Annotated in this window: 19 protein-coding genes; 13 read left to right on the forward strand and 6 right to left on the reverse strand. The window is 49.4% G+C overall.

The features are described 5' to 3' along the window. Positions 1-610 precede the first annotated feature (610 nt). Positions 611-1,807, reverse strand: coding sequence for a multidrug effflux MFS transporter (locus JUF22_RS12130; RefSeq protein ID WP_203646613.1), 1,197 nt, complete (start codon positions 1,805-1,807; stop codon positions 611-613). Between the two features lie 343 nt (positions 1,808-2,150). On the opposite strand from JUF22_RS12130, the gene lepB reads away from it, so the two are divergent. The 4 genes from lepB (at position 2,151) to JUF22_RS12150 (ending at position 5,699) form a co-directional block, all read left to right on the forward strand. Continuing rightward, entirely contained in the window at positions 2,151-2,744 is a 594-nt protein-coding gene (gene lepB, locus JUF22_RS12135; protein WP_125764890.1) for a signal peptidase I, read from the forward strand. 173 nt (positions 2,745-2,917) lie between these two features. Continuing rightward, entirely contained in the window at positions 2,918-3,376 is a 459-nt protein-coding gene (locus JUF22_RS12140) for a MarR family winged helix-turn-helix transcriptional regulator (protein WP_203646615.1), read from the forward strand. Positions 3,377-3,556: 180 nt separating this feature from the next. Beyond that, positions 3,557-4,888, forward strand: a complete 1,332-nt coding sequence (locus JUF22_RS12145) for a C1 family peptidase (RefSeq protein WP_203646617.1) — start codon at positions 3,557-3,559, stop codon at positions 4,886-4,888. A 172-nt stretch (positions 4,889-5,060) separates the two neighbouring features. Next, positions 5,061-5,699 carry an HAD family hydrolase gene (locus tag JUF22_RS12150; RefSeq protein ID WP_203646619.1) on the forward strand — a complete coding sequence of 213 codons (639 nt, stop codon included), beginning with the start codon at positions 5,061-5,063 and terminating at the stop codon, positions 5,697-5,699. 501 nt (positions 5,700-6,200) lie between these two features. On the opposite strand, the gene JUF22_RS12155 is transcribed toward JUF22_RS12150, so the two are convergent. The 3 genes from JUF22_RS12155 to JUF22_RS12165 form a co-directional block, all read right to left on the reverse strand. Next, positions 6,201-6,563, reverse strand: coding sequence for a hypothetical protein (locus JUF22_RS12155; RefSeq protein ID WP_203646621.1), 363 nt, complete (start codon positions 6,561-6,563; stop codon positions 6,201-6,203). A gap of 69 nt (positions 6,564-6,632) precedes the next feature. Next, positions 6,633-6,803 carry a hypothetical protein gene (locus tag JUF22_RS12160; RefSeq protein ID WP_203646623.1) on the reverse strand — a complete coding sequence of 57 codons (171 nt, stop codon included), beginning with the start codon at positions 6,801-6,803 and terminating at the stop codon, positions 6,633-6,635. A gap of 58 nt (positions 6,804-6,861) precedes the next feature. Beyond that, positions 6,862-7,404, reverse strand: a complete 543-nt coding sequence (locus JUF22_RS12165; RefSeq protein WP_203646625.1) for a hypothetical protein — start codon at positions 7,402-7,404, stop codon at positions 6,862-6,864. Between the two features lie 258 nt (positions 7,405-7,662). Between JUF22_RS12165 and JUF22_RS12170 the strand changes: the two genes are divergently transcribed. Beyond that, positions 7,663-8,487 carry a DNA/RNA non-specific endonuclease gene (locus JUF22_RS12170; protein WP_203646627.1) on the forward strand — a complete coding sequence of 275 codons (825 nt, stop codon included), beginning with the start codon at positions 7,663-7,665 and terminating at the stop codon, positions 8,485-8,487. Between the two features lie 409 nt (positions 8,488-8,896). On the opposite strand, the gene JUF22_RS12175 is transcribed toward JUF22_RS12170, so the two are convergent. Continuing rightward, positions 8,897-9,052, reverse strand: coding sequence for a hypothetical protein (locus tag JUF22_RS12175; RefSeq protein ID WP_164511336.1), 156 nt, complete (start codon positions 9,050-9,052; stop codon positions 8,897-8,899). A 118-nt stretch (positions 9,053-9,170) separates the two neighbouring features. Here JUF22_RS12175 and cls point away from each other — a divergent pair, with 118 nt between their 5' ends. Both cls and JUF22_RS12185 read left to right on the forward strand, forming a co-directional pair. Further along, a complete protein-coding gene (gene cls, locus JUF22_RS12180) occupies positions 9,171-10,628 on the forward strand; it encodes a cardiolipin synthase (RefSeq protein ID WP_373306117.1) in 1,458 nt (485 codons plus the stop codon). 180 nt (positions 10,629-10,808) lie between these two features. Continuing rightward, entirely contained in the window at positions 10,809-11,714 is a 906-nt protein-coding gene (locus JUF22_RS12185) for an AraC family transcriptional regulator (protein ID WP_203646629.1), read from the forward strand. A 309-nt stretch (positions 11,715-12,023) separates the two neighbouring features. Here JUF22_RS12185 and JUF22_RS12190 read toward each other — a convergent pair whose 3' ends face one another. Further along, a complete protein-coding gene (locus JUF22_RS12190; RefSeq protein ID WP_125764874.1) occupies positions 12,024-12,932 on the reverse strand; it encodes an ArsR/SmtB family transcription factor in 909 nt (302 codons plus the stop codon). 209 nt (positions 12,933-13,141) lie between these two features. On the opposite strand from JUF22_RS12190, the gene JUF22_RS12195 reads away from it, so the two are divergent. The 6 genes from JUF22_RS12195 to JUF22_RS12220 all read left to right on the forward strand — a co-directional run bounded on the left by JUF22_RS12195 (position 13,142) and on the right by JUF22_RS12220 (position 21,327). After that, the gene (locus tag JUF22_RS12195) at positions 13,142-14,575 is read left to right on the forward strand and encodes an alpha-N-arabinofuranosidase (protein ID WP_125764872.1); all 1,434 of its coding nucleotides are present in this window, start codon (positions 13,142-13,144) and stop codon (positions 14,573-14,575) included. Between the two features lie 55 nt (positions 14,576-14,630). Further along, on the forward strand, positions 14,631-16,013 hold the full coding sequence (locus JUF22_RS12200) for a glycoside-pentoside-hexuronide (GPH):cation symporter (RefSeq protein WP_203646631.1): 1,383 nt from the start codon (positions 14,631-14,633) through the stop codon (positions 16,011-16,013). Positions 16,014-16,050: 37 nt separating this feature from the next. Further along, complete coding sequence (locus tag JUF22_RS12205) at positions 16,051-17,859, forward strand: family 43 glycosylhydrolase (RefSeq protein WP_203646638.1); 1,809 nt, start codon at positions 16,051-16,053, stop codon at positions 17,857-17,859. Between the two features lie 35 nt (positions 17,860-17,894). Beyond that, positions 17,895-18,752 carry an alpha/beta hydrolase gene (locus tag JUF22_RS12210; RefSeq protein WP_203646640.1) on the forward strand — a complete coding sequence of 286 codons (858 nt, stop codon included), beginning with the start codon at positions 17,895-17,897 and terminating at the stop codon, positions 18,750-18,752. Positions 18,753-18,768: 16 nt separating this feature from the next. After that, complete coding sequence (locus JUF22_RS12215; RefSeq protein ID WP_203646642.1) at positions 18,769-19,554, forward strand: alpha/beta hydrolase; 786 nt, start codon at positions 18,769-18,771, stop codon at positions 19,552-19,554. Between the two features lie 150 nt (positions 19,555-19,704). Continuing rightward, the gene (locus JUF22_RS12220) at positions 19,705-21,327 is read left to right on the forward strand and encodes a glycoside hydrolase family 43 protein (RefSeq protein WP_203646644.1); all 1,623 of its coding nucleotides are present in this window, start codon (positions 19,705-19,707) and stop codon (positions 21,325-21,327) included. Positions 21,328-21,601 lie beyond the last annotated feature (274 nt).

The raw sequence follows: 21,601 nt of genomic DNA on the forward strand, positions 1-21,601 counted from the left end.
GCGGCGGATTCAAAGTGCCTTGCTGTGGGGCCGGTTACAGCCTGAGGGGCGGGCTTTCACCTCGACTTTGAGCCGAAGGGCGGTCTCAAAGGTCGTCCCGTGCTCTAAGTAGAGAAAATCGCTCTACTAAGACCACCGACACAGCTGGTCACTTTGATCCGCCTCTGGTCACTGACACTGCGTAACCCAACTCAGTTTCGCTGGTTTTGTGGCTGATGTTGGTTTCGTCCATGTTGGCTTACTGTTGGCGTATTTGGCGGCGGTAGGGCCGCGGTTGGGAGTAACTGATAGGTAATTAAAAAGGGCGCAACCGTAGATTTGGTTGGGCCCTTCGTATCGACTAGAGTCATATAGTTATTTTAAAAAGTTAACGCCGACTCGAGCTAAATTACACCAGCTCAATCAACTTCAGTGACCAGAGGTGGGCCAAGGTCCCCAGCTGTGTCGGTGGTCTTAGCTGAGGTTTCTCACGCAGCCTAGTCCACGGGGCAACCTTTGAGACCGTTTCTCAGGCTCAAAGTTGAGGTGGAAGCCCGATTCTCAGGCTGGAACCGACCCCACAGCAGGGGACCTTGAGTCCACCGCCGGGAACGACTGGTTTAGCAAAAGCCTATTTAGCCACCGCAGTTTTGGCTTGGTAGCGGACCAGGCCCAGGGCGCCCACATTGCAGACCAGCAACATGGTAGCCATAGCGGCGTAGGAGCTACCGGACAGGCCAACCAGTGGGGATGCCAGGCCACCGCAAGCGTTTTGCGCCAGACCGATGACGGCTGAAGCCCCGCCGGCGTTACTGGTAGCTTGGTCCATGATGATGGTGACTGTCAGTGTGAGCAGCGCCCCAATCAGAATGACGAGAGCCAAAACGAGCACGCTGACGACCCAGACGTTAGCTGGGAACAGGAGCGTCACCAGTAAGACGGCACTGACCCCGGCCGCCAGCGTCAGGAGGCTGGTGACCTGTTGGCGATTGGTGAAGCGACTCGCGAGTTGACCGGGTAAGTTACTGCCAACCACGATGCCCAAACCATTGAAGGCGTAGAGCAGGCTAAACGTTTGCGGTGCCAGGCCAAAGCCCGTTTGGAAGACGAAGGTCGAGGCGGAAATGTAGCTGAAGAGTCCACCGTAGACCAGTCCCGTGGCTAGAATCAACGGCCAGAAAGCGGGTTGCACCACCAATTTGCCCATGGTTGCCAAGGAGGCGGTGAAGCCGCCCGTTTGCCGTTGGTCAACAGGCAGCGATTCGTGGAGGCCAAACGCCACGGCCAGGGCGATGACCCAACCGATGATGGCCAGCAGGATGAAGATGGCTTGCCAGTCGACGTAGTGAATCATGAAGCCCCCAATAATGGGCGCGATGATGGGGAAGACCCCGTTGACGGTGTTTAGCAACGCGTAGAAGCGCGTCAATTTTTTACCGGAAAATAGGTCCCGCGCCACGGCTCGGGCCAACACCTGACCGGTCGCGCCCGCCAGTCCCTGAATGAACCGCAGGATGATCAGGAGCGTGATCGAATGGATGAAGGCCATGGCCAGGGAGACCAGGCCGAAGATGATAAATCCCAGTACCAGCGGCTTGTGACGGCCATACTGGTCGGAGAGGGGGCCGGCAATCAATTGGCCCAGCGCCAGCCCAATCAGGCAGGCCGTGATACTCAATTGCATCAACGAGGCACTGGTGGCAAATTGAATTTTCATTTGGGGGAGGGCCGGTAAGTAAAGATCAATGGCCAGGGGTCCGGTCGCACTCACGGTCCCCAGGAGTAACGTCAGCCAAATTTGACGACGTCGAGAAAGCGTAGGATTCAAAAACAGTCAGCCCTTTCATAAATAATAGAATAATTACTGCTAGAAACACTACTGGACCGCTACTCTGCCGGGCAGAATGGCGGTCCAGAACATCAGTTACTGACGTAAGTTCGTTTCCTTATTATTGCTGGAAATACGTCAATTTGCAAGCGACATTTGAAAAAATGCCGGATTGTCAGCCAACAAAAACGTTACCCGCGGATTAATTTACGGGAAAACGTGGGACTTTCAGTCAGTAAATGGTAAGATGATACTTGACCCTCACTGATAGAAAAAGTTTTCCTAAGGGCAGTCGGGGTGTATGATAAAAATATATTAATATCTGAAAATAAGGAGCTCAATCATGAAAGCATTAAAGGAAGTCATGAGTTGGATTATCCCTGTGATCATTGGGTTAGCCATCGCATTTGCGATTAAGTCGTTCGTCTTCACCCGGGTCCGGGTCGACGGGCCATCCATGGAACCGAACCTCCAAAACAACGAAAAGGTTTTTGCTTGGAAACAGGCTAGCGTCAAGCACCTGAGCGTCATCGTCTTTGATGCCCATGGCGAAGATCCTTCCGCTAAGCCCAACACCAACTACGTCAAGCGGGTCATTGGTCTGCCTGGCGATACGGTGACGAGCAAGAACGGCTACATCTACGTCAACAAGAAGAAGGTTGATCAGGGCTTCATTTCCACCAGCGAACGGACTGCTGGGACTGGGAACTGGACGCTGGCTAGCCTGCAGAAGACCCAGAAGTGGAATGATGGTAAGAAAATCACCACGGTCGTGCCTAAGGGCAAATACTTCGTGCTGGGGGACCACCGGAGTGTTTCTAACGACAGTCGGTACTGGGGCTTCGTCGATAAGGACAAGGTCTTAGGGGTCGTTAAGGTGCCATTCTGGACGTCTAGCAAGACGCGCCGGGCCAATGTGAATAGCTTAGCTTATTAGTTAAAATGAGAGCGTGGAACCGTAATGGGGGCCACGCTTTTTTACTGTCCTCAGACGGCATAGTGGCCGCTGTCCTTCGGGTTCTAAGGAGGCGGGTAACCGGCGTGTTTGCTTGACAATCGTGATAATTTAGTATATGCTTGCGCACGTAATTTTAGAGAAGGAGGCGGCTTATGGTCACCAGTAGCAATGATCCCGACATTTTAAAGTGGTTGTCGATTGCCAACCGTTACACGCGTATCGCGCTTGACCGGCGCCTCCAACCGTACCGGTTAAACGCCAGCATGTATTACTATATTTTACGGATTCACGAACAACCGCGGTTGACGCAGGATAAGTTGATCAGCTTAACTTACCTGAACCCCAGCAACGTGACCCGGGCGGTCAATCAGTTGGTCAACTTGGGTTACGTGCGCAAGCGCCAATCCAAGGCGGACAAGCGCGTTTACGAGCTGTCGTTGACCAAGCGGGGCGAGGCGTTGTATCCCGATATTGTTAAATTGCGGCAGGAAGTGGCCGACAGCTTGCTCGCAGACGTGCCGGCAGATCAGCACGATGCGTTGGTTGCTCAGATTCGGCAGTTGGCCTTGCGGGCCGTGGGAAACGAGACTGGGCCGGCTGATCAGACGTAGGGTTGGTTTAAAAGTATACATAGGTTGATTGACGTGGTTAGGCGAGTGGGCCTGGTCACGTTTTTTCGTGTCGTCAAAAATTAATTGCCTTTCTAAAGCGAAAGGGCTAGAATGAATCTATGTAAATTATGAGATTTTCATGAGAGTTCTCATGAAGTCATCGCGAGAGGAGTTCGTTCTATGCCAGAAACCAAGACCAATCATGAATTAACCGCTGCTGAGACGGCGGATTTACGTGCTGATTTACAAAAACAACCCGCCCACAATGTTGTGAGCCGGGCCGTTATCAAAAACGGGGTCCTCGCAGCGTCTGAAGATCCCCAAGCCACCGTGCGCTTGAACCGCACGTTCTCCGTGGAATTACCGACGGGGAAGGTCTCCAACCAGAAGCATTCCGGCCGTTGCTGGCTGTTTGCCACGTTGAACACGATTCGCCATCAATTTGCGGCGAAATACGACGTGAAGGACTTTGAATTGTCCCAAAGCTATCTGTTCTTCTGGGATCGCGTGGAACGGGCCAACATGTTCTTCGACAATATTTTACGCACGGCCGACCAGCCACTCGATGACCGCGAAGTCGCTTACTACTTGGGCCATCCCGATAATGACGGTGGCCAGTGGGCCATGGGAGCGGCCCTCGTGCAGAAGTACGGGGTCGTTCCGGTGAGTGCCATGCCAGAATCATTTAACAGCAATGATACGACCGGTATCGGAGCTGCGTTGAATCTGAAATTGCGTAAGGATGCACTGGCGCTGCGCCAATTGGTCGCGGACGGTGCGGACGAGGACGCCATTGCGGAAACGCGGGCGCAAGCCTTAAAGGAAGTTTACCGGATGGCGGCCTACGCCTTCGGTGAACCTCCAACCACGTTTGACCTGGAATTCAAGGACGACAAGCAAAAGGTTCACCGCGCCGAAGGGTTAACGCCTCAAGGCTTCTTCCACGATTACTTTGACGTCGATCTTGATGACTATGTCGTGATTGCTAACTCACCAGACAAGGCATTCAACCAACACTACAGCCTGCCTAGCCAGGACAACATCGTCGGTGGCAAGCACATCAGCTTCATCAACTTACCACTGGCCGACATGAAGCAGGCCGCGATTGCCCAACTCCAGAGTGGTGAATCGGTCTGGTTCGGCAACGACGTCTTGCAACAAATGAGCCGGGAACGCGGCTTCTTAGACAGTCACTTGTTCCAAGTCAGCGACCTATTCGGTGTCGACCTGAGCTTGACCAAGGCCCAACGCCTCGCTACGGGGGAGGCCAACGTGTCTCACGCCATGACGCTGACCGGGGTCAACCTGGTTGCTGATGAACCCAACCGTTGGAAGGTTGAAAACAGTTGGGGCGAGAAGAACGGCGACAAGGGGTACTTTGTCATGACCGACGACTGGATGGATGATTTCGTCTACGAAGTGGTCGTGCACAAGCGCTTCTTAACGCCAGAACAACAAGCCGTCTTAGCCACGACACCACAGGCTTTGGCGCCTTGGGATTCCTTAGCATAAACGATAAAATCAGTCGTGCACCCTGGCGACTGATTTTTTATTGGCAAAATGTTTCATGTGAAACATTGTCGACAGCTTTTTTCAAAAAGATAGGCGTTAACGCTGGCCAGTAGGCACCCGCAACGCGTAAAATAAGAGAGACGTTGGCAAGACAAATTGATGAGGTGATCTGATGCACAATTTTTTGTTTGATTTTGATAGTACGCTGGCCGATACCCGGGACGTGGCCGTGCTGGCGACCCAGCAGGCATACGCTGTTAAAGGCTTGACCCAACCCAGTCGGGAGGCGGTCGTGAGTTACATGGGCGTGCCGATTGAGGTATCCTTTGCGAAAATGGCAACGGAAACGCTCAGTGACACGGAATTGGCTGAACTCTATACAGAATTTCGCGCCCAGTATCACGAAGCTGAAAAGCTCGGTATCACCTTATTTGATGGGATTGCGGATACCTTAACGGCCTTGAAACAACGGGGGGACCATTTATACGTGGTTTCTAGCAAGCACTCGGTCCCGCTGCAACGCAACCTTGACCAACTTGGCCTGGGTCAAACCTTTGAGGCCATTAGTGGCTCCGATACGGTGAGCCATTACAAGCCAGCGCCCGATGGTATTTTAAGCTTGCTGGACCGGTTTGACTTGGCGGCTGATGAGAGTGTCATGATCGGGGATGCCAAGTACGACATGCAGATGGGGCATAACGCTGGCGTAGCCACCGCTGCAGCTATGTGGGGCGCCGCCGACCCAGCCTCAGTGAAGGCTGAAAAGCCGACGTACTTGTTAAGTACCCCGGCGGAATTATTAACGATTTAATGTTAGGTAGGAACGTTTGTCAGTGATGGCGGGACGTCCCTTTTTTTGGTTCCTGAGAAAACAAAAAACCGTCCCTGGTTAGAGGACGGTCAGGTCACCTACTTGGTTAGGGTAAGTGGATCATTTTATTGATAAATAAAATGAAAAAAGGTTGGTTAATAGGTTTTTATTGGTATGCTTGTATCCTAACTGGTAATTGTGAAGAAAGTGTGAAGGGAATTTATCAATTAATAATACAACTCATTAGATATATCTAAACAGTTAGTGTAATAGGGGTATTTTAGGGATTAAAAGGGGGTTGGATTACTTTTATCTAATAGTTTACACACTGTTTTTGTGCGATTTCGCAGAATTTGACGCTACTTATTTGCTTAAAATTCGTAAAACTAATCGTGTTTATAATTTCATACATATGTTACATTTCGATAAAATTTTATTAAGAGATGAAAAAATCACTTCCCGCCCGTGAGCTGGAGGTGATTTTTAAGTTAATTCTCTACATTAACCCATGTGATGATGGCAATGACCCATGGGTGCGTGTTCAGGGGCGTCATCCGCTAGCATTTGGGGCTTGCCGCTTGGATGGTGGTGACAGTGACCGCCCTTACCACCGTGACAATGACCGTGTTGGCAGCCGCCACCTAACTGGAGTTGCTTGGTTTTTTCACGTTCAATTTGGAGTTGTTTCTTGAGTTGGCGATTCTTCCAGAAGCCGTGTAGCATGGTGGTCACCGGGATGATCTCTAAGGAAATCACCGTCGGAATCAGCCAAGGGTTTTCGGAAACCAGTGTGCTGAAGCGTTCACGGTGTTCCTTGAATTCTGCGGGGTCCATAGTGTCCATGGTAAACTTGTGTTTCAACATCAGTATCACACTCCTTTGGCCCTATCATACCCCAAAGAGAAAGCGCTGTCAGCCATTCTCTGCGACGGGTTAACGGTGGTTACGCCAGAGGCTGATTAGGTGGAGAATTCCCACGACCACAGCGATTCCCAGTACGCCCGTTTCTAGGAGGACGATGGCGGGGAGGTGACGGTGTCGTTGATAGACTAGGACACCGCCAACGACCAGAATCGCCCCGATCCAGGGACCCAATTTTTTCATAAAAGTTTCCTCCAAACAAAAAACGGCTCTGCCAGCGCAGCGCCGTTTCTCGGATAGTTTATTCAGCGACCTTAACCAAAACGGCCTGCGTCACGTCATCATCGACGTCACGAGAAATGTGGTAACCGGCGACCTTTAATTTAGCGGCGTCATTCTTACCAGTGACCGTCTTCTTGACCGTGAACTTTTGTGTCATCGGAATGTCCGACAGCTTACCCTTAAAGTTGATGACGGTATTGTCACCCTTGGTCTTAAAGGTCGTGTTCAGGGTCCCAATCTTGTTTAAGGCGTTGTCCTGTTTGGCAGCGCTAAGTGACTTGTAGTACTTGTTAACGTTGTAGACGGTCGCCTTACCGTTAGCGTCGAAGCTGTAGGCTTCCAGACCCGAATTACTTTTGGCATTGATAGCACCATTGACGTACCAGAGTTGCTTGGAACCCGTCAACGTGGACTTCACGTCAGCCTTTTTCGTGGTCTTGTTTTTAAAACTAGCTTGTTGGTTGCTCCCCGACTTACTGCTGGAGCTACTGCAGCCGGCCAAGCCGATGGCAAATACAGCCAAAAGGCTCAGAGCGGCGGCAATCGTACGGGATTTCTTCATATCTCAATCACCTCATCGCAAATGATAACAGTTTTATGTTGTTCACACAAACCGCCTACTTCTCCCCTATAGTATAGCATGGTGACACGCTAGAAAAGGGGGACGCGCAGTTAAAAAAGTGTTAAGTTGGCGTGACTGACCGTAATAATCAATTCTTAATAATTAAAAATAGTGATTAATAGTTAATAAAGGAAGACAAACGTATGTTCCTTTGCTAAAATAGAGGGTAACACTATGAGAGCTGAGAGGAAGAGAAAAATGAGCAAACGTTATCGGGGACGCCGCCGGGGTGGGCGCGTGTCCATTTACACCGCCATCGCGGTGATTTTGATTGGGGTCGTAGGTACCTTGAGCAGTCAGGGCAACCCGACCGCCCGTAAAATTACCAATGTGGCCACGAGTTTAGTGGGGAGTACCAGCCATCAGGCAACGAATTCGAGCACCACGGCCACGGCGCCCAAGCAATCGGTTGCGACGAAGGCCCTAGCGGATCAGAAATACACCGGTACGCAAATTGTGGCGGTCAACCACAATAAGCCAACGTTTACCGCGGCCCAATTGTCTACGAAGAAGGGGCCCTGGGCAACGTACGGCGAGCTGGATACCTTGAACCGGGTGACCACGGCCAATGCCCTGTTGAGCAAGAGTACGATGCCCACGGCCAAACGGCAACCGCTCAACGTCAGTCCCACTGGCTGGAAGAACAAGGAGTACACGGTCAATGGCAAGAAGGGCTACTTGTATAACCGAAGTCATTTAATCGGGTACCAACTGACCGGGCAAAATAACAACCTGAAGAACCTGATGACCGGGACCCGTTCGCTGAACGACCCCGGCATGACCGCCTATGAAAATCCGGTGGCCAGTTACCTGAAGAGCCATCCTAGCGATTACATTCGCTACCAGGTTCAACCGGTCTTCCGGGGAAATGAGTTAGTCGCTCGCGGCGTCCACATGCAGGCCAAGTCGGTCAACAACCCCGGCGTTTCCTACAACGTCTACATCTTTAACATCCAGGCCGGCGTCAAAATCAATTACACAACCGGGACCAGCCAATACGGCGACCCGGCCAGCAGCTTTTAAAACGAAAAATTAAAATCACCCAGTCCACTGATTTGTGGCTGAGTGATTTTTTGATATGAGTTGACTGGATTCAATTGTTTTTTGGGAAGGACGAAGCTATAAAACCACAGTGGTAGAACAACACTAATACGTTGAACGGGCTAAACAAGTATTGCCATGGGCACAATGATCGTTCAAAGGACTCGACGAAAAACGAGTCAGAAAATTAATGCGCTAACGTGAGTGACCAGAGGCGGGGCAAGGTGGCCAGCTGTGTCAGTGGTCTTAACTGAGTGAATTTCTCAGTTTTAGACCACGGGACGACCTTTGAGACCGGTTTTGGGGCTCAAAGTCGAGCTGGAAGACCGTTTCTCAGGCTGGAAGCGACCCCATAGCAGGCCACCTTGACCCCGCCAGCGGGAACGACATGTTAGCGTCGGTTCATGTAGCGGTAGATGCTGTACAAAATAATGCCCGCCAACAGAATGATCCCGATGGTCGGGTTGTCCCGGAAAATCCAGTGTAAAACGCGGAAGGGGCTGGTGCCGTGTAAGCCGCCAATTAACGTGGTCAAGTGAGAAAACATGGAAACGCCTCCTGATCGATTTAGGATGAATTAATTGAAAAAAGTTAAGGAAAACTAAAGACATTTTGATGATTTAGCGTATCATAAAATCACAGAGAGTTAGAGGAGGGGATTACCCGTGAACGTGAATTACATGCTCATCCTGGAAATCATTGTGCTTGTCAACTCGACGTTGGCTTTTATAACGGTCTTCCGCGAGAAACGTGATATTGCCGCGACGTGGGCTTGGATGTTGGTGCTGGTCTTACTGCCTGTCGTCGGGTTTATCGCTTACGCCTTTATTGGGCGGAAACTGCCCAAGGGCCGGATGTTTCGACTGAAGCGACAAGTCGCGGTTCAGTTAGAGGAACGGCTCAATCAGCAACGTGAAGAAATTGGCGACAAAATTATGCCGGCTGACCAAATTAGTCACTCGGTCATCAACATGGTTAATATGTTTATGGAGACCGACCACGCCTTCTTAGCCCGAAAGAACCGGGTGCGGGTGATTACGGATGGTCACGACCTGTTCCATCTCATGATGGAGGACATTGAGCGGGCCCACTCCAGTATTCACATTGAATTTTACACCTTTTATAACGATAAGATTGGAAATGACATCCTGGACCTGTTGGTAAAAAAGGCCCAGGACGGCGTCGAGGTTCGCGTGATCTATGATCCATGGGGGTCGATGGGCACCTGGAAACGGTTCTTCAAGCCGTTGATCGACGCTGGTGGCCACGTGGAGGCCTTCCTGGGCACGCGTTCGGCCGTGATCGACTTCCGGCTGAACTTCCGTGATCACCGGAAAATCGTGACGATTGACGGCCAGGTCGGGTACGTCGGGGGCTTTAACATCGGTGACCAGTACCTTGGTCGCAAGGAAAAGTTTGGCTACTGGCGCGACACCCATTTACGCATCGTGGGCTCCGGGGTCTTCTCCCTGCAAGCACGCTTCATGCTGGACTGGAACGCCACCGACCGCGACCATCCGTTCAAGGACGACCGCATCGAGCACAAATATTTCCCACTGACCAAGGTTAAGGGGGAAACCAGTTTGCAGATTGTCTCTAGTGGGCCGGATTCCGACCTGCAACAGATTAAGATGGGGTACATGCGGCTAATTCAGACGGCGGAGAAGCGCCTGTGGATTCAGACGCCGTACCTGATTCCGGACGACAGTGTCTTGGACTCCCTGCGGATTGCGGCCATGGCCGGCGTTGACGTGCGAATCATGATTCCGGACAAGCCGGACCACGCCTTCGTTTACCGGGCAACGCAGTACTATGCCCGCCAACTCGCCGATGATGGCGTGAAGATCTACTTCTACCACAACGGGTTCATCCACGCCAAGACCATGGTTGTCGACGGCCGGATTGCCTCTGTGGGCTCGGCCAACATGGATTACCGGAGTTTTAAATTGAATTTCGAAATCAACGCGTTTATTTACGACCCAGCCGTCGCCACGCAGTTGGAAGAGATTTACGAGGCTGACATGCGGCACAGTGAGCTGATTACGCCCGAAAAATTCAAGCAGCAGTCGGCCTACCTGCGCTTTAAGCAGACGGCTTCACGGCTGTTATCACCAATTTTATAAACAATCAGAACGGCTTACGCAACTTGGTGAGCCGTTTTTGTATGGGCGCAAATAGGAACAACTTATTCCAGGTAAAGCCAAGTTGGTTGCTTTCGACAACTAAGTTGCTATAATGAATGTATGATAGTAAACCGCTTTCATTTTTAAGGGGTTGACCGTTAGCGAAAGGGGGAGCTGGGGATGAAGCCATTTATACCCATTCCGGTTGTTGATTCAAGCCTATATTTATTTGGAGGTCACCAGCGAACCGTTCCTGGTGGTTGGCAGTTTTTTGAACAGAAACACCAAGCTTTTGAGTTGATGTGTGTTGTAGATGGCCGTCAGACCACGACCATCAAGGATTTAGGCGCCTATGATTATGGATCTGGGGATGTCATGATTATTTCACCGGGAACACTCCATACGAACCAAAATTCCAGTCAAGATGCAGAAATGACCTATATTTGTTTTCACTTCAGCATTGAGAGCCTCGAATTGAAGTCAGAATTGTTGCGTAACATTGTAAATGCTGTGATTCCAGCAGACCAGCCACTGGCGCAAGCTGCGATGACAGCGGCAACGACCATTGTGGCGGCCAGTGCAGATCGGACCCTGAACAAGGAACAGGCCAATCTTAAGATTCAGATTGCGGTATTGACCTTCTTCTACGCGATTTCGGCGAACTTACAAAGTCGGCCATCAAAAGAGGCGGCCAAGTATAGTGAGAGTGAGGCGAAGACCAGTCGGCTGATTGCCTCACTGATTAAGAAAAACATTTCGCAGCAGGAAATCCCGTCATTTTCGTTTGAAACAATTTGTCAGCAGGTAGGAGTTAGTAGCGGCTATGGTCACCGGACGTTCAAGAAGGTCTATGGGGTCACGCCCCTGCATTATATTGAAGGGCAGAAATACAATCGGGCGAAACGCCTACTGGGCTCGCCTGATCATTCAATTGAGTGTGTCGCCTACCAGATGGGAGCCAGTAGTATATCCAATTTTAGTAAGCAATTTAAAAAGTGGTCTGGCATCACACCCAGCCGTTATCAGCACCAATTGAAGCAAAAGCGTCGGGTCCGAACGGTTAAGGACAGTGGCTATTTTGAATAAGTTTGGTTAGAAAAAGACAACTAACCCCGTCAAATGTTGATTTGGCGGGGTTTTATTTTGCCTTATAGGTCATAATTTAACTAAAAACAGTCATGAACGAAGATGGTCAGTATTTGTGAAAACGAATACAATTCAAATTGTAAGTTAGCTAACAGAAAATGGTGGCTCGTCGGCCAACGAGGCCATCGCCAAAATTGTGGTAACGTATTTGCCAATTTGAAAGGGGGGATTTGCACTTGGCTTCCAAAACACAGGCGACTGCCACAGAGGTTCAGGCACCGAAAGACGTTTGGTTTCTCCGCACCTGAGTTAGTCGCTCTTAATCTTTTCCTGGTAGTAGGTTCGGAAGCTAATATCCTGATTATAATTACCAAAATGTTTGCCAAAGATTGTGCAGCCGCCGCAGTGTTCAGCGGTTTTTGGCACGGAGAACCGTAGCGTCCAGTTGTCACGCTTGGCATCGATATCTGAAATGGTTACATCGGAGAAATGGTGACCATCGATAAATGTACCATACTCAGAGATTCGAATCGTTTTTAGTAAACCATATTGATTCATATCGCTGTAGACCCATTCAGGCGTGAATTTCCCCCGAACGTCGGAGAAGTCACCAGGGCTAGTCCAGGTTCCCAGTGTCTTGCCCGCCAAGGAAAGGGTAATATCGGATAACCAATTGTTATTTGAGAACGGAAATTCTGAACTCAGCTCAACGTTAAATTCAATCATCTTGATCTGTTGGTCGGGGGCCAGATAGTTGGGTACCGTGTACTCAACGAAGCCGTTGGAGAACCACAGCATCCCAGCATCGGTTCGTTCAGGGTTCATAAAGTATTTGGGATTGTCGACCTTGCCAATGAAACCAGTTTGTCCAGCTAGGCCACACGTTGGGGCAACTTGGTAATGGGTGTATTGCCCAATGGGAATATTGAATTCGTATTTTTCATAGGGGACGTAAAGCTGTTGAGGAAAATGAATGGTAATGTTGTCGACCGTTAAGATGGAAATTCGCTGATTCCCGTGTTTTTCGGTGCGAATAATATGTGCAGCTTCTAACTTGTTCAAATGCATGATGGTGATGGTACTGCTGAGGCCTACAGCCGTCGCAATTTCCTTCACGTTCATCTTTGATTTTGACAGTAAATTGATGATTTCTAGTCTAACCGGATTATCTAACGCCGAGAACGCCGGCAATGAATTATTTGTAAGTGATAAATCCATGAATACATCTCCTAAGTAGTCTATATGTTACTAATCCATCTTACCGATAGTTCAATTATACCCCCTTGATAACGAAAATGATTAGTAGATTCAAATAAAGTTAAACAATCAACAAAAATGATATTGACTTCGACTTTGCAAGCGCTAACATAGGGTTGTGCACAGGAATACAAGATATCTTAACTATTACTTATTTGGAGAGTGAGCCTATGAAGGCGAAAGTTACGGATGAGTCAAATGACAAGATTCTGATTAGTAAGTATTTACAAGGACAATTTGCAGAGCATTTGGGGCATGGGATTTACGATGGTATCTGGGTTGGCAAGGACAGCCCAATTGAAAATGTCAATGGACTGCGGAGTGACGTGGTCAATGCGCTGAAAGACTTACATATTCCAGTGCTACGTTGGCCCGGCGGTAGCTACGCTGATGAGTACCATTGGGAAAATGGGATTGGGCCAGTCGATCAGCGGCCAAAGACCATCAACCATAGTTGGGGTGCCGTTGTGGAAGACAACTCCTTCGGGACGGACGAGTTCTTTGAACTTTGCCGACAACTTGGGTGTGAGGCCTACATCAACATTAACTTGGGTAGTGGGACCGTCAAGGAAATGGTTGATTGGATCGAATACATGACAGCCGATGGCGATTCTTACTTCGCTAACTTACGGCGGCAAAATGGTCACGCAGCGCCTTACAAGATTAAGTTCTTGGGATTAGGGAACGAAGCTTGGATGGGCGGCGGCTTTATGAGCGCTGAGTACTACTCAGACGTTTACCGGCGCTTCCAGACCTATGTTTCAGAATATAACGGTCCAATGTACAAGGTTGCCAGTGGTCCTAGCGATGACGATTATGCCTGGACCAAGGAAGTTACTGAACGCGCTGAACCCTTTATGGATGGCTTAGCCTTACACCATTACGCCTTAACCAATGGGTGGAACGACAAGGGTGATGCGGTCGACTTTAACGCTGAAGATTGGACGAGCCTATTGAACAGTGCCCGTCAAATTGACGACATGATCTCACGGCACCTGGAATTGATGCCAAAGTCCACGGACTTAGTTGTGGATGAATGGGGGACTTGGTTCCAGCCGTTGAAGGGCACGAACCCCGCCTTCCTGATTCAACAAAACACGATGCGGGATGCCGCTGTTGCTGCCACGTCACTGAACATCTTTAACAAGTATGCCGGCCGGATTAAGATGGCGAACATTGCGCAGATGATCAATGTTTTGCAGAGCATGGTGATGACCGAGGGCGACAAGATTATTTTGACGCCAACCTACTACGTCTTCAAGATGTACCAGTTACATCAAGATGCGCGGTTATTACAAGCGTTCCATGAAATGAACAATGACTTAAACTACACCGTTTCAGAAAAGGATAATAACTACATCGTTTCTGTATGTAATGTTAATCCTGATAAAGCACACGAGTTAACCCTGACCTTGCCTAAAGCAATTGGCGACATCACCTACACGAAGTGCTTGAACCCAGCTGAAATGAATGCGCACAACGATCTTGATCATCCAGATGCCGTTGTCGACAAGGATTACGCAGACTACACGGTCACGGGTAATGAACTCAAGATGAACTTGGATCCACGAGAAATTGTGACGATGAAACTTCCTATCAAATAGAGTGGGGGAAAATCTTTTGGAAAATAATGAAGCGCAAAGCGTACAAGCTCAGGCAATGCCAAAGCTGAAATTCACAGAAAAGTTGGGTCAAGGGATTGGCTCGATGTCCGTCAACCTGATCTTTAACGTGGTCAGTACTTATCTGTTATTCTTCTATACCAACGTTTATGGGTTGAAGCCAGCAGATGCCGCGTTAATGTTCTTACTCGTTAGAATTATTGATGCGGTTGCCAGCCCAGTTTATGGTACTTGGGTCGACAAACGAACGACCAAATTTGGTAAATATCGTGGGTACTTACTTTACTTAGCCATTCCTTATGCGGTCTTATCCGTCCTTTGTTTCTACTCAATTGGTGGCGCTTACACATTCAAACTTGTTTACGCGTACACGACTTACGTTGGGTTATCCTTACTGAACACGTTCCTGTCACCATTAGGTGCGATGCCAGCTGCCATGACGCGGGACAACGATGAAATTGCCCAACTGAACGCTTACAGCATGTTCTGCTCAAACGTTGGTGGGATGTTGATCTCATTTGGGGTACCCTTCTTAGTTACTGGTTTCTCTGGCGCCTACACCGGCCAAGCTTCTCAAAAAGGTTGGTTCCTGACGATGGGTATCTTCGCCATCATGGGTCTGATTGGGTTACTCTTTGCTTTCACCATGATTCACGAACACTACCACATGTCTGCTCAAGCAACGGACGATGTTTCCTTTAAAGATATCTTTGTTCAAATGAAAGTCAACAAACCATTTGCTATTTTACTGGCCTACCTCATCTTGGCCTTCATTTTCATGAGTATTGTTAACTCATCCGGTTCTTACTACGTCACTTACAACATGGGCCGTCCTGATTTACTGAAGTACTTTAACTTGTTAGGGTCACTTCCTTCATTTATCTTAGTTCCATTATTCCCATGGTTTAAGCGTCACATGGGTCGTAAAGGTTTGATGCTCGGTTTCAGTGGCGTCTTAATGTTAGGTCTCTTGATCATGTACTTTGGTAACGCCCACAGCGTTGGCTTGGTTATGACTGGTAAATTATTAGCTTCCATCGGGATGATCGTTACCACTGGTTACATGTGGGCCTTCGAAACCGAAGTTGTTAACTACGGTGACTGGAAGTTAGGCAAACGTGAAAACGCTATCATCAGTTCCGTTTGTTCCTTCGCCGTTGCCTTAGGTTTGGCTTTAGGTGGTGTGGTTCCTGGTTACTTCTTGAAGTTTATCGGCTTCAACGCTAGCTTGAAGATGCAAACCGCAAGTACCTTACACGGTATCTTGACCATGCAATCCTTATTGCCACTGATCTTCATCATCGCCGGGATGATTCTGTTTATCTTCTACCCAATCACCGACAGTAGCATGGACAAAATGAGTGCTGAAATTGATGCTCGTAACAAAAAGGCTGAACAAGAACAAGCAGCTGAAGACTAGTCTATCAATCCAGGAGAACTTACGAGGTGGTTAGCTTATGAAAAATTATCAATTACTTTGTTATGAACGTGATCCGTGGAACGATGAGGGCTATGACGCCAAGTTATCTCATTCAATGCATTTAGGGATTTCCCAAAATGGGGCAGCCTTTAAAGAGTTGAATCACAATTATGGGGTGCTCTTCCCTAAGGGCATTGAAAAGGACGACGGCAGTATCGACGCGAAAACGTTGATTCAACCTTGCATCTTCCAAATCAATGACACCACATTTGGTATCTTTGCGATTCAAACGGGTTCCAAGGCTGAGAATGACTTAACCAGCAAAGGTGAACTCCTGTGCTTCACGACCGAAGATTTTGTCCACTATCAACAATTGTCGTCAATCAAGGTGGGCAACGACGTGATCTTAGAGGTCAGAGTCGATGGTCAGATGGCACAGAAGGTCTTCTGGCGGGAAGTTTCCGGCAAGTGTTACGCCGCCAGCTTCTGGTTTAATGCAGACACCCAGGCATTTGAAATTAGTGGTAACGAACAAAGCGAAGTTGCCACGATTCCGAACCAGCCTAAGGTTGCTGCCGAAAATATTGATGGCTGCATTCCTCGCGGTGAGATTAGCATTAGTGATGCCATCGGTGATTATCTACTGAATAAGTTAGATGAACCGTACAACACAGCTAATGAGCTCCCTAAGGAAGTCACAGTCGGTAGTCAGCAAGAATTAGAAGAGGTTAAGGCTGTCGCGAAGTATAGCGATGGGACCGAGACCAACAAACGCGTCGACTGGTACAGTCGCAACATTGATTTTACCAAGCCACAAAGCCTCACTATCAAGGGGCGGATTCACCAAGATCACTTTATCTTCCCAATGGCGTTAGACCGTGCGGACCCTTGCATTGGTCGCTGGCAGGACAAGTATTACTTCATTGCGACGAATGATGCGGACCGGAACCACAGTTTGTACATCCGTGAAGCCGATTCGGTTCCTGAATTAGTAACGGCACAGGAAGTTAAAATCTTGGACAGTAACATGTACGATACGATTGGCAATCTGCTTTGGGCGCCGGAATTTCATATCATCGATGGTCAGCTGTTCGTGTTCCACTCAGCCACCATCGACCGGTTTGAAGACGTTCAATCGTATGTCATGGCTTTAAAGCCCAATGGCAATCCCATGTTAGCTAGTGACTGGTGTGAACCCAAACGGGTAGTTAAGCCCAACGGTGACCCACTGATCAAGCAAGGGATTACGTTGGATATGACGGAATTTCAAATTGATGAGCACATTTACGTGACCTGGTCGCAGCGGCAGTTTGTGCCCAACGACTTAGGTGCTTGGCTCTACATTGCTGAAGTCGATGCCGCTCATCCTTGGCAAATGATTTCGGAACCCGTCGTGATTGCGAAACCTATCTATGGTTGGGAAAACAACCGTGCGCCAGTTAATGAAGGACCATTTGCGATTCAACGAAACGGTAAGGTGTACTTGACCTATTCTGGGGCGTTGATCGATGACAGCTACGTGGTTGGTCTGATGCAAATTGATCGGGAGTTATCCCCGTTAGACCCAGAGAATTGGCAGAAGAGTAATTACCCAATCCTGACATCCAACACGGTTGCCGGCGAATTTGGCCCCGGCCATAACGCTTACGTCATTGATGATGACGGTCATTACTGGAACAGCTACCATGCGCACCCAGGTAAAGAGGGGCCACGGAGTTCTGGTATTCGGCGCGTGCACTTCGATGTTGATGGTGAGCCAGACCTGGGGATGACCGAGGACTTGGACCTCAAGCCACAACTGGTCAATGTTGCCTTACAGGTGAAGATTGACCCGAAGAAAGACTAAATTGTTTAGAGAACCAAGAACAAGGGGTTGAGTGAATGATTAGCAGTTACTTGTCATCGAATGACCATTACACCGGGATGTACTCGGTGATACCAAACATTTCCTACTGCGAAGACGGCGGGGAAGCTAACCAAGTGTTGGATTTGATTGTGCCGTGGCGCCTGTCCTTAGAGGGCCCAACGGATCAAACATTTCCCGTGGTGGTCTTTGTTCAAGGAAGTGGCTGGCAAACCGGTGATAATGGCTTTGAAGTCATCCAATTAGCAAACCTGGCAAAACAGGGCTACGTGGTGGCGATGGTCAAACACCGCAATGCGTTTGAGGGCCATCCGTTCCCAGCATTTCTCCAGGACGTTAAATGTGCGATCCGGTTTTTGCGGGCACATGCCGCGCAGTATGCGATTGATGCGGATAAGGTTATTGGTCTGGGAACTTCTTCCGGGGGCAATGCGATGCAATTAGTTGGGTTGACCGCGGATGATCCGCGCTACGAAACGGCTGATTACGCAGGATTTTCGGATAAGGTTGACGTGGTCGTTAGCTGTTTCGGCGTGTCAAATGTCGTTGCTTTGAAGAATCAAAAGGAATTTGTCGAAGTGACTCAGCACTTAGAAAACACCGCGTTTCCCAAGACGCTCGAACAAATGAGTCCCGTCTATCAAGTCCGGCCCGACCAAAGTTACCCGCCATTCCTGTTAATGCACGGGTCCAAGGATACCTTGGTCCCGTATCAGCAGATGCCGGAAATGGCCGAGTGCCTCGACCGCAACGGCTATGAAGTAGAAGCCGTCACGGTATCGGGTGCCGACCACGAGAGTAACTTTTGGAGCGCGGCTGTTTGGGACAAGATTGCCAGATTTATCACGAAGCATCTGCCAACCGACAGTCAGTAGCGGGAGGAGATAGGCAATGATTAAACAGTTATCAACGGAAATCAACGGGTTGACCTTGCGCGGAACGGCGCACATCCCTGACGGTGCGACGGGTCAACAGCCAACCGTCCTGATGTTTCACGGATTCAGCTCGAATCGTGACGAAGCATTTAATTCCTTCGTCTACATGAGTCGCTTGCTCAACAAAAATGGTATCGCGGCGGTTGCGTTTGACTACGGTTACCATGGTGAGAGTGACGGGGACTTCATCGACTTTACCTTCAGTCAGGAACTCCAGGAAAGTCGTGCACTGGTTGCTTTTGTTCAGACACTGGATTTCGTTGATACCCAGCGCTTGTCATTACTTGGCATGAGTTTAGGCAGTGTGGCCGCTAGTATGACAGCGGGGCAGCTACCAAACGATATCAAGTCACTGTGCATGTGGTCACCAGCGGCAGTCTTTGTTGATGAGATTGCGAACAAACACGTGTTGCAGGGCAAGTCGACGGATACGGTTTCCCAGACGGGTTATCTGGACTTCAATAGCTTAAAACTAGGCCCAGCTTTCTTTGCGGATTTGCAAAACATTCGAATCTACGAAGAGGCCGCCAAGTATAAGGGGCCAGTGACCATCATTCATGGGGATGCGGATAACATTGCACCGCTCAGCTACTCAGAGAAATATCAAAGCGTTTATCAACAGCCAACAAATCTGGTTGTTGTGCCAGGCGCCAGTCATGCTTGGAACTCAGTTGCTGTGAAAGAAACGTTGCTTAAAGAAACTCTCGGGTTCTTCAAGGAGACGTTGTTAGGCCAGAAATAGCCGTCACGGCGATTCCAAAATGACGACGAAAGATGGGGATTCAGGTCTGGCGAGCTTGCCAGGTTTGAATCCTCATTTATTCGTTATTTACGGCCGAACGAAAGGCCCTGCTAAATTAAATTTCAGTTTACACGAAAGGATAAATTTCTTATGAAAATTCAAAATCCTGTGTTACCTGGTTTTAATGCCGATCCCAGCATGATTCGGGTGGGCGACACCTATTATATTGCGAACTCAACCTTCGAATGGTTCCCTGGGGTACGGCTACATGAATCCAAGGACCTGGTTCACTGGAACTTGTTGCCATCACCCCTGTCCACGAAGACCTTGCTCGACATGACGGGTAATCCGTCTTCCGGGGGGATTTGGGCACCAGACTTGACCTATGCCGATGGAAAATTCTGGCTGATCTACACCGACGTTAAAATTACCGATGGGCCATTCAAGGATATGATCAACTACCTGACCACGGCGACCGACATTCACGGGCCATGGACGGATCCCATCAAGATCAACGGGGTTGGTTTCGATGCCTCCCTGTTCCACGATGAGAACGGTCGTAAGTACCTGGTTCAACAAACCTGGGATCACCGTGAATATAAGCAACCCTTTAACGGGATTACGTTGACTGAGTTCGACCTGGATACGATGCAACTGAAGCCGGAAACGGCCCGCAACATTTACAACGGTGATGATGTTAAGTTAGTTGAAGGGCCACACCTGTATCAAATCAACGGCTACTACTACCTGTTTGCCGCTGAAGGGGGAACCGTCTTTACCCACCAGGAAATCGTAGCGCGCTCCAAGACGCTTGATGAATTATCCTTTGAAGGCGAACCTGACGGGCCATTCATTACAAACGTGGACACGCCTGACTTCTACCTGCAAAAACAAGGACATGGTGCCTTGGCTTCAACACCAGGTGGCGAATGGTACTACGCTTCGCTGGTAGCGCGTCCTTGGAACCACGCCAACGAATCCAGTCATGATCCTCGTGGTTGGAGCACGTTGGGCCGGGAAACGGCAATTCAAAAGGTTGAATGGGATGATGCTGGCTGGCCACGGGTTGTTGGCGGTCACGGTGGTCAAGTTGAAGTGGAAGCCCCTAAGGATGCCATTTTAACCGATGCGCCCAAGGATCACTCGCAACACGATGACTTTAGTAAATCCACGTTGGACCTCAACTGGAACACGCTGCGTCAGCCGTTTACCCCTAAGTTGGGAACGGTCGGCGATGGCAAGCTGAAGCTGGTGGGGCAACAGTCCTTATCTAGCACCTTCGACGTGTCCTTCGTGGCGCGGCGCTGGCAAGCCTTCAACTTCGATGCCGAAACGGAAGTTAGCTTTGACCCATTTAGCTACCAACAAATGGCTGGTCTGGCCAACTTCTACAACGATAAACACTACTCCTGGATCTTCATCACCAACGATGAGAAGAAGGGCCGCGTGATTGAAGTCGCTCAAAACGACGACAATACCTACACGTCTTTCCTGAAGGACAACGCGATTCCCGTCCCAGCAGATGCAAAATCCGTTTGGTTCAGAGTCCAAGCCCGCAAGGAATCTTACACGTACCAATACTCCTTTGACGGCAAGACTTGGGAAACGGTGCCCGTCACGTTAGACGCTGCTATCCTGTCCGATGACTACGTCCTGCAAACGTCAGGTGGCTTCTTCACCGGCGCCTTTGTGGGGCTAGCGGCCGTTGATTATGCGGGGTACGAACAGGTGGCCACGTTTGACCACTTCGACTACCAAGAACTTCCTGACTAAGCAATTTTCTCAGGTGTTATATGCGTGGGAGAGCCTGTCTGTCCGGTCATTAATCTAGGTTCACAATTTGTCCAATAGGTGACTGAATATGTCGTTAAGCAGATTAATTGGCGGAATTTAGTGGTGGGTGTATGATGGACCCGCTCAAGTGGTTTGTCACCGTTAGCTGGATTGAGGCCGGGAAACCGGTCAGCTGGGGTGGTACCCGCGTAGCAGATTAGACTGTATGTGTGATAGGCGACACTTTTCGGTTCTTACCGGAGGGGTCGCCTAT

The sequence above is a fragment of the Levilactobacillus lanxiensis genome (assembly GCF_016861655.1).
Lineage (GTDB): Bacteria > Bacillota > Bacilli > Lactobacillales > Lactobacillaceae > Levilactobacillus > Levilactobacillus lanxiensis.